Raw genomic sequence first — 9370 nt, 5'->3', positions numbered from 1 at the left:
GGTTGTATTTCTCCAAGATACACCTCAGCAATAACCTCAAATTCATCTCCTACCCTAAAGTGGGATGGTCCAAGTTTCATTGGCTTATTTACTCTGATTTGACTCCACAGATTTTTTAATCTCTCTCTTTGTTTTGAAAATTCTTTTGCTTTTTCACAATTGTTTTTGGTTAGGTCGAAAAAGTTGTGCGCAGCTATTGAATAAAATTTATCTACATATTCCTTGACCATTCTGTGAGCTGAAAAGTCAATGAGTCCCATTTTCATGGATTCTTTCATCATGTGCACCCACTCAAATGGTATGCTTCCTCTCCTGTTCTCATAAAATACAGGTAGAATTTCTTCTTCCAGGATGTTATATATGGCGTATGATTCCACTTCATCCTGGTAATTGGGGTCTGTGTATTCCTTTCCTCCTCCAATTTCCCAGCCCCTATCTTCCCTATATCCTTCGCACCACCATCCATCTAACACACTGAAATTTAACACGCCATTAATAGCTGCCTTCATGCCTGATGTCCCGCATGCCTCATAGGGTCTGCGTGGATTGTTTAACCACACATCTACTCCTTGAACTAAGTGTCTGGCTATATTGATGTCATAATTTTCTAAAAAAACAAATCTGTGCCTCACTTCTGGATCCCTTGCAAAGGAAATAATTTGTTGTATTATTCGTTTTCCTTCTTCATCCTTTGGATGGGCTTTGCCTGCAAATATAAATTGTACAGGGTGTTTTTTGGAGGTTATTATTTTTTTTAGCCTCTCTGGATCCCTTAATATCAAATTTGCCCTTTTATATGCAGTAAACCTTCTTGCAAAACCTATTGTTAAAACATTTGGGTCTAAAACTCCTTCAACTTCATCTAGAATCGACTTAGGTGCATTTCTCCTTTCATATTGTTGTCTCATTCTGTAACGACAAAATCTAATAAGTCTGGCGCGGCTAAGCTCCCTGGCCCTCCAGAGTTCCTCTTCGTAAATACTACTTATTCCATTAATTATATCTTTTGACGGCTCATTATACCATTTTTCACCAATGTATCTTTCGAATAATAAGTGATTTTCTATGGAAATCCAGGAGGTTACATGTACCCCATTGGTTACATATCCAATGGGTACTTCCTCAACTGGTCTATCAGGCCACACATGGTGCCACATCTTTCTGGCCACATGGCCATGAAGTTTACTCACACCATTACAGAACTGAGAAAATCTTAATCCAAAAGTAAACATACAAAATTTGTTTGATGGGTCATAAGTCCATCCCCTTTGTCCCCAGGATATTATTTCTTCTACTGGAACATTGAATATCTGGGTGTATGGTTCAAGATACGGTCTCACCATATCAACAAAAAATGTGTCATAGCCTGCTGCAACTGGAGTATGGGTGGTGAATACATTGGTCCTGGGCAAAAGTTCCATTCCATCTTTTAGTTCAATATTGAATCTTCTCATTATTTGTGCCAGTCGTTCAATACACACAAAGGAACAATGGCCTTCGTTTAAATGACACACGCTTGGGAATTTACCCAGTTGTTCTAGGAGTTTCATTCCTCCAATGCCCAGTAGTACCTCCTGTGCCAGTCGCACATTGGGTTCCCCAGCATACAGCCTAGATGTTATATCTCTTATTTCAGGGGGGTTGTCCTTTAAATTGGTGTCTAGCAAATAGAGTTCCACCCTTCCTACATCAATCTTCCACACCCTTGCCCTTATATTTCCCATTGGGGATGGAATCTCAATATATACCTTATTTCCTCCTGAATCCCTGACTCTCTGGATTGGTAAATAAAAGATATCAGTTTCTGGGTATTCCTCCAGTTGCCATCCATCGCTATTTAAAAATTGTGTAAAATAACCATATCTATAAAAAAGTCCTATGCCAACTAATGGGATGCAATAATCAGATGCGGCTTTTAAATGGTCTCCCGCAAGTATCCCAAGGCCACCTGAAAAAATAGGGATACTTTCATGGATTCCGTATTCCATTGAAAAATAAGCAACAGTGGAATCTTGTGGCATGCCAATTACTTCTGGAGTTTTTTCTAAAAGAACTTCTTCTTCAAATTGCTTTTTTATCCCTTTTAAATGCAAAAGGAAATTTTCATTATGGGCAAATCTATTTAAGGCGTCCTGGGATATATAATCACTAAACATTTTCAAAGGGTTTTGATTAGATAGTTTCCACTTTTCAGGATCCATTCTCTTTAGTAGTTCAATGGCTTCAAGCCTCCACGACCACCAGAGATTTTGGATTAAAGGTTCTAAAAATTTTAGATTTTTAGGGACTGAAGGGTACACATGGTATGATTTAAAGCTTTTCATGACCTAACTCCATATTTTGTTTTATTTTTAATAATTTTTTTATAACTCTGTAAAGTTCGCTAACTCCCCATGCCTGGGCAAGACATCCCCTTTGCTTATGAGGGATGTCTCCATCTAATATTTCTGGTATGTGTCCAACACATCCAGAATTTAAGTAAATAGATGAAGATCCCAGTATCGATAAACAAGAATCAAGATGTTCCTTGCCAAAGGTGATTAAAAGAGCTTCCACAAAAGAGGGAAAAAGCCATGTCCATGCAGTGCCATTGTGATATGCAGGTTTTCTGCTGGTATCTTCATCTCCAATATATCTTCCCTGATATGGATGATATGGATCCTTTATAGCATGTTTTGGAATTGAAAACAAAGGAAATTTAAATCTTTTATCTGCAATAGATCTTATGCCTCCAGGAACAATAAGAGACGAAGTTGCATGGATTATAGGCTCTTGTATTTCGGTGTCCGTGATTAGTCCTAGAGTAATACAAAGGAGTTGATTTGGTCTTAGGTGATCATCAGCTTGTGCATAATGGGCTTCCATATATCCTGATGTATGAAGGCAATCTGAGAGATATCCAAGGGATCTATTTACATAAAGACCTATAACATAGTTTTCTACCTTTTGTCTAAGACCCTTCCATCCATCTTTTATTGGACAAAAATTCCCTCTGGGATCTATTTTTTCAAGAAGGATTAAACACCTATGCCAGAGTGCCTGGATCTCTATGGGATAACCCTGTCTTGGAGTACATGCTGGGTGATTAGTGTCCATCCATGTAAAATGTGGTGGACTATAGACAAGTCCTGTACAAGGATCTACTTTTATGCCATTTGGCGTGGAATTTACATAATTTTTCCCAATTGAGATTAATATTTCTTCAAAACTGCGATTTTTTGTCTCTGTTTTTAATACATCTAACCCTAATTTTTCTACTAGGTCGGCAAGAACCACACCAAACCAGAGTGGTGCATCTGATGTATTCCTATTTAAGGGTGTGCCTCCCTTAATTAAATTTGGCAGTGTGCCGTTTTCTTCATATTGTCCAAAGTATTTTAATATGGATATGGCCAAGTCCGGTCTATTATCTTCAATATATGCCCTGGAAAATATCAGAGAATCCCTTCCCCAGTCTAAAAACCAGGGAAATCCAGCAATTACAGTTTGCACATAGTTGTGCTTGTCGATTTTGTTGTTAACACTAAACTTCTCCATAGCCCTTTTTAAACCTTCAATGTATGTATATTCTTTTTTTATTTTTTTTATTTGTCCATCTATTGGTTCAGTATCACTGTTTATTGAACCTGTTATACATACACTCTCACCTGGCATTAAAGGGATTTTAAAATAACCAGGACTAAAAAGGTCAGTATGGGGATCAAGCCCCCTTTCCTGTTCTAGGGGTAGATAGACCATATATTGCCACTCAGGCTCAAGCACAAATTCTCCCTTACTTGCCTTAAGATATAATTTTGCCTTCTCTGATGGGTGAAAAATAATCCCATTTTTTTGTACGGTGACATTTTTAGGAAATATTTCCTCTGGACCTAAATATGCCTTGGTAACATGGTGATGGGACCTTGACTCTAAATCTGGCCTGAGTATCAGGGTAACCTCATTTGTTTCTTCATTATCTTCTTTTGAGATATGTCTTTTAAAAGTAATATCTAATTTGTTTTCGTGATCACTTAGATTTAAGAAAATGCTCATATGGGTGTGTTTTCCAAGACCTGTGGGTATATAAAAATCCCATGTTCCATGATTTTCATAGTCAAAGGTAAATTTTTGAATCAAATCTTTGTTTATTTCCTCTGAATAACCTTGATGGACTAACCATGCCCTTAGCCTTGTAAACATAACATGCCTATCATCTAAAGAGTCTGGATTTAAGTTTCCAGACAGTAATGCATTGTATTTTGTTTCAAGATGTCCCCACCACACAGGTATGTAGGATAATGCTCCTCTTTTATTGGAAGCAAGATAAGTAAAACATCTTTTTAATATTTCAGTTCTGGTAAAAATGGTTTTTATCTTGATATTTGAAAAATCACATAAAAACAAAATAGAGCTCTTTTTTTCTATTACTTTACTGTCATATACAAAAATATGGACATCAACGATCCTGTGTTCTCTTAATTTTTCATCAGGAAAGTATAAAATAAAATAATCACCTTTGTTATCTTTTATAGATGCATCGCTAAATATTATTTTCTTTCCTTGTTTTAGTTTTAATCTAAAAGGATGTTTACAGTTAAATAAAACAATATGTCCTGGAGGGACCATAACCATTCTTTTTATATCATCTGGAAAAGTCCATTTAAGCACACTATTTTTAGGTCTTGAATTATCTTTTAAATAAATGTATGGACTCTCTAAAAATAGATTTAATTCCTTTTCTTCGTCTATTTTTATATGTTTTAATCCATTAAAATAACAAATAAATTTATATAATTTTTCCTTTGCCTTTTGTTTTAAACAAATATCAGGTGTTACTATATTATTGAAATAAATTTTATCTACATCTATTAAATCTTGTTTGTTTGGTGTTAAGCACAATACTTCTCCTGGATTTACATATAATTCATAAAATCCGTTAGTATTAGAGATAGTTATCTCATTACCTGTTATTAAGTCGTAGTGGATTCCATCTAATATAGAGCTATCTTTAAAAGAAATTTTATTCTTTTTATCACAATCAAGATTTACAATTACTATTAAATAGCATGAATTATCCTCTGGTTTTCTTATTGCCACGATAGAATTATCTCCTATTTGTTTTGGGAAATTGATGGTGGCATAAGGGAAAAAGGTCTTATTTGCCTTTAGAATTGCAGATAGTTTTTTTATAAATTTTATTTGATTTTCTGGATTTCCCCAGTTTAATGAAGTTATTTCATGGACATTTATCTTTTCATCAGCAAACCACTCTACACCATTTGCAAAACCAAATGCACCAAAGTGGGACAAAAGGGCGCAGAGTCCTGTTCGCATTTTTGCATATGTCTTTGACACAGATGCAAGTCTGTTGTTGTCATGGGTTTCGCAAAAATGGACCATTACGCCATTTTCTGATGAAACCTTTGAAGAGAACTTGATATAAGGGATTATTTGTTCTTTGGTATAATTTTGAAAAAGTTCAGAATATGCCCAATCATAGGTACTATTTAAGAGATTTATGGTAATATTTATATCTCCCCCCAGGCCTTCTAAAAAGAAAATAGTATCTGGGAATGACTCCCTTACCTTTGAGATAATATACTCCCATACCTCAAAGGGTATCATGTAGCCAGCATCACCCCTAAATCCGTCAACGCCCCTATCACACCACCTTAAAAATACATCAGCCATGTATTTCCACACATCTTTGTTTGAATAGTCCAATTTTGTGAGATCTGCCCATCTAACCCCCCACACTTCAGGAACCTCAATTTCGCCTTGTTCAGTCCTCTTAAGCCACTCAGGGTGTACATCGTGGATAATAGAGCCCCATCCTGTGTGGTTTATGGGTATGTCTAAAATAACAAAACCATTTCTTTTATGTATTTCTGAAGCAAGTTCCATAAACTGCTCAATAGGAGTTTTCTTGGGATCAAATACCGCCAGTTGAGGATCTACGCTGTAAAAGTCCTGCACCGCATAAGGGCTGCCAAAACGCCCCATCCTTCCAAAGGTGGTTGGAACAGGAAATATGGGCAATAGTTGAATGTATCTACATCCTAGTTCATAGATAATAAAGTCCAGCTCTTCTATAAGATCCCTAAAAGTCCCAGAGGGGGGAATTACGTGGAATCCAGCCCTGTCTAAAGGATTTAAATCAAATTTTTTGATCCAATCAGTTCCATGTTTAGATGGGCCAAATAGCCTTACAAAGGCGTTGTAGATTGTGTTTGCAGCACACGATATAGCTGGTTTTACATTAATATGGACATTTCCCCCCAAAGGCCAGATAGGGTCATTTTTTTTATCTGGCAAAAGGTAACATTTGGCCTCAAAGTGTCCTACCTGGGTCAAGGGAAGTTCTACCTCAAATTGTTTTTTATCTATTTTTTCCATTTTAATATCATGCCAATCCAGGTGAAATTTCACCTCTCCTTTTTCAACTTTTTTTATTACCTCTCTGCGAATTATTCTGCTGTGTCCTAAATTTGTGCGAACAAATCCCTGTCCAGGTATATCTTCCCTGAACTCAAGGCTAAATCTAATTGTGTCACCTGAAAATCCACATAACCTCTGATCAGGTGATGGAGTTTGAATTAGATTTTCTGAAATAATCATAATAAATTCCTTTTTAAGTATTTTTTAACTCAAAATGGAAAAGACCAAAAAGTCCTTTGATAGTAAAAAATAAAAGCGCAAAATCTATCTAAACATACAATTTTTTATACTTTATTTCAATATGGTTTTATGTTCCATACTCAACGTTGTTTAAAGTTAGACTTTCAAAGTTTTGGGTTAATGGGTTAGAGGGTTGAGGGTTTATGGGTTAACCCCAACAAACCCAAGAAATCCACAAACTCAATAAACCCATAAACCTAGAACCTAGAACCTAGAACATAGAACCTACACCTTGGTAGTTCATTTGTACTGGATGAAAATGTATATTAAATAAATGAGAAGCAAATATGCACCTTGCCATTTGGGAAAAAATTCTTTTCCCTTATTTATAGAGATAAAAAATCTAAAGGAATAGAGGATGATTAGCATAGCCGGGAAGTGGAGATGGTAAAAATTTTGAGGAATATTTAAGGGCGTTGCCAAAGCAGATGCTCCGATAACAAAAAAACAGTTTAACACATCTGCTCCCACAATATTACCAACCATAATTTCAGGATGACCTTTTCTACCAGCAGTGATTGCTGTCATAAATTCAGGAAGAGAAGTTCCTAATGCTACTATTGTAGCAGCTATTACATCTTCTGGTACCCCAATTCGTGTTGCCAGCTCTTGAACTGTGATTATCAAAAATTTTGAGCTAATAATCACTAAAAAAAGTCCAATAAAAACTTTTATAAAAGCTTTAAGCTTTGATGTTTTTATATCCTGCGAAGAATGGAAAAGAATGCTATGTCTAGACCACTTATATGTAAAATAGAGATATACAATTAACAGAAAAATAAACAAGACACCTACCCATCTATTTAAAATAGGGTTGTGGAATACATATTTTTGTATTAATGATATAACAACAAGTAGAGTCGCTGAAAAAAATTGGACCCATCCAGTTCTATTTAATACAAATCTATCTATTGGAACCTTAAACAAAATACATGAACCACCCAAAATAAGCCCTGTATCTGCTATAATGGAGCCAACACCATTTCCCAATGCAAGGCCTGGATTATTGGACCATGCAGCCATAACAGATACAAACGCCTCAGGAAGGGTAGTGCCTATTGATACTACAGTTGCTCCAATAACTAAGGGTGAGAGATTAAGGGCTTGAGAAAGCTCAACAGCACCATCTACTGCATAATCTGCCCCTCTTGTAAGTATAAAAATAAAAGCTGCTGTGGCTAATATTAAATAAGCAGAGGAGATTGAATTTATAAAGTGGATATAAAAATCCATTCTCTACTTCTTTAACTTCTTTATCCCAAGCAAAAACCTGTAAGGACCAGGAATGCCTTTAGGAATTAATCCAATCCTATCACCATCTTTTAATTCACTTGACGTAGATTTTACTTCTCCGTTTATAAAAATCCCTTCAATATCTTCTGTATCAATATTAAGAATTGAGATAATATCTTCAGCACTTACACCTTCTGGAACATACAGAATAATATTTACACCTTTCCCATATCTTTTTTTTAGTTCGAAATAAATATTCCCAAATCCATTTATAATTATTTTCATGAATTTTCTCTTCTATATTTTAATATTTCTAAAACAAGGTCTTTGATTGTATAAGAATCAGGCATAATATCTGTGTTAAATCCATATTCCTTTAAAGTCTTTGCTGTAATAGGACCAATACATGCAAATTTTATATTATGACCATACTCAGAAACAAGTTGAGGTGGTATTAATTTAAAGAAATTTTTTACAGTAGAAGAACTTGTAAATGTTATAAAATCTATTTCATCTCCCTTTATTTTTTCTTTTACAAAACCTGCGTCGCCATCTCCAATAGTTGTCTCATAAACTGGAACAACTACTACCTTTGCATGAGACTTTTCCAATTCTTTTATTAATACATCCCTTGCTTGTTTTGCCCTTGGAATGAGTATATTTTTCCCACTAACACCAATTTGTTTTAATTTTTCAACTATACTTTCAGCAATGAATTTTTCAGGAACTATATCAGGTATTATACCAAAATTTTTTAGTTTTCTGGCAGTTGCAGGTCCAATTGCTACAATCTTTGAATTACCAATTGCCCTAACATCCATGTTGTTCTTGAACAATTTATCAAAAAATAAATCCACCCCATTTACTGATGTAAATATTATAAAATCATAGGTATGCAGTTTGTTAAATTCTGAATAAAGATGGGAGTAATCAGATAGTTCTTTTATTTCAATTGTTGGTAGCTGGATACAACATGCCCCATATTCTCTAAGGAGGTTAAAGAGATCACTTGCTTGTGCCCTTGCCCTTGTAATTACAATATTTTTTCCAAGTAATGGCTTTTTTTCAAACCATGAGAGCTTATCTTTTAAAGACACTACATCTCCAACAACAAGTAGTGCTGGGGGGGTGATGTTTTCCTTTTTTGCCACCTGAGATATGTTTTCAAGGGTAGATACCACACTTTTTTGTCTGCATGTGGTTCCCCATCTAACCAGTGCTGCTTTAGTATCTTTAGATAGTCCTGCTGAGATCAAGTTTTTGGTTATTTGGGGAAGGTTTTTAACGCCCATAAAAAAGACCAGTGTTGAGGCAGAGCGGGCCAGTTTATCCCATTCAATTACAGATGATTTTTTTGTGCTGGCCTCATGGCCTGTTATAAAGGTAACAGAGGATGAAAAATCTCTATGAGTTAGCGGGATTCCTGCATATGCTGGCGCTGCTACAGCAGAACTCACCCCTGGCACAACCTCAAATTCCA

Annotated in this window: 5 protein-coding genes; all 5 read right to left on the bottom strand. The window is 35.5% G+C overall.

Annotated features, from left to right (window positions below; all coding sequences use genetic code 11):
• Positions 1 to 2324, bottom strand: a 2324-nt coding sequence (gene glgP / locus ACY2V1_RS07275; RefSeq protein ID WP_461834134.1) for an alpha-glucan family phosphorylase, incomplete at its 3' end; no start/stop codon positions are given.
• Positions 2311 to 6597, bottom strand: a complete 4287-nt coding sequence (locus tag ACY2V1_RS07270; RefSeq protein ID WP_461834133.1) for an amylo-alpha-1,6-glucosidase — start codon at positions 6595 to 6597, stop codon at positions 2311 to 2313. The genes glgP and ACY2V1_RS07270, both read right to left, overlap by 14 nt.
• A 300-nt stretch (positions 6598 to 6897) precedes the next feature.
• Positions 6898 to 7890, bottom strand: coding sequence for a sodium:calcium antiporter (locus tag ACY2V1_RS07265; protein WP_461834132.1), 993 nt, complete (start codon positions 7888 to 7890; stop codon positions 6898 to 6900).
• Between the two features lie 3 nt (positions 7891 to 7893).
• Complete coding sequence (locus ACY2V1_RS07260) at positions 7894 to 8175, bottom strand: hypothetical protein (protein WP_461834131.1); 282 nt, start codon at positions 8173 to 8175, stop codon at positions 7894 to 7896.
• The coding region (locus tag ACY2V1_RS07255; protein ID WP_461834130.1) for a bifunctional uroporphyrinogen-III C-methyltransferase/uroporphyrinogen-III synthase at positions 8172 to 9370 on the bottom strand (1199 nt) is incomplete at its 5' end. The genes ACY2V1_RS07255 and ACY2V1_RS07260, both read right to left, overlap by 4 nt.

The sequence above is a fragment of the Desulfothermus sp. genome (assembly GCF_053993635.1).
Note: the sequence above shows the minus strand (reverse complement) of the source record. Positions and strands in the feature narration are given on the sequence as shown.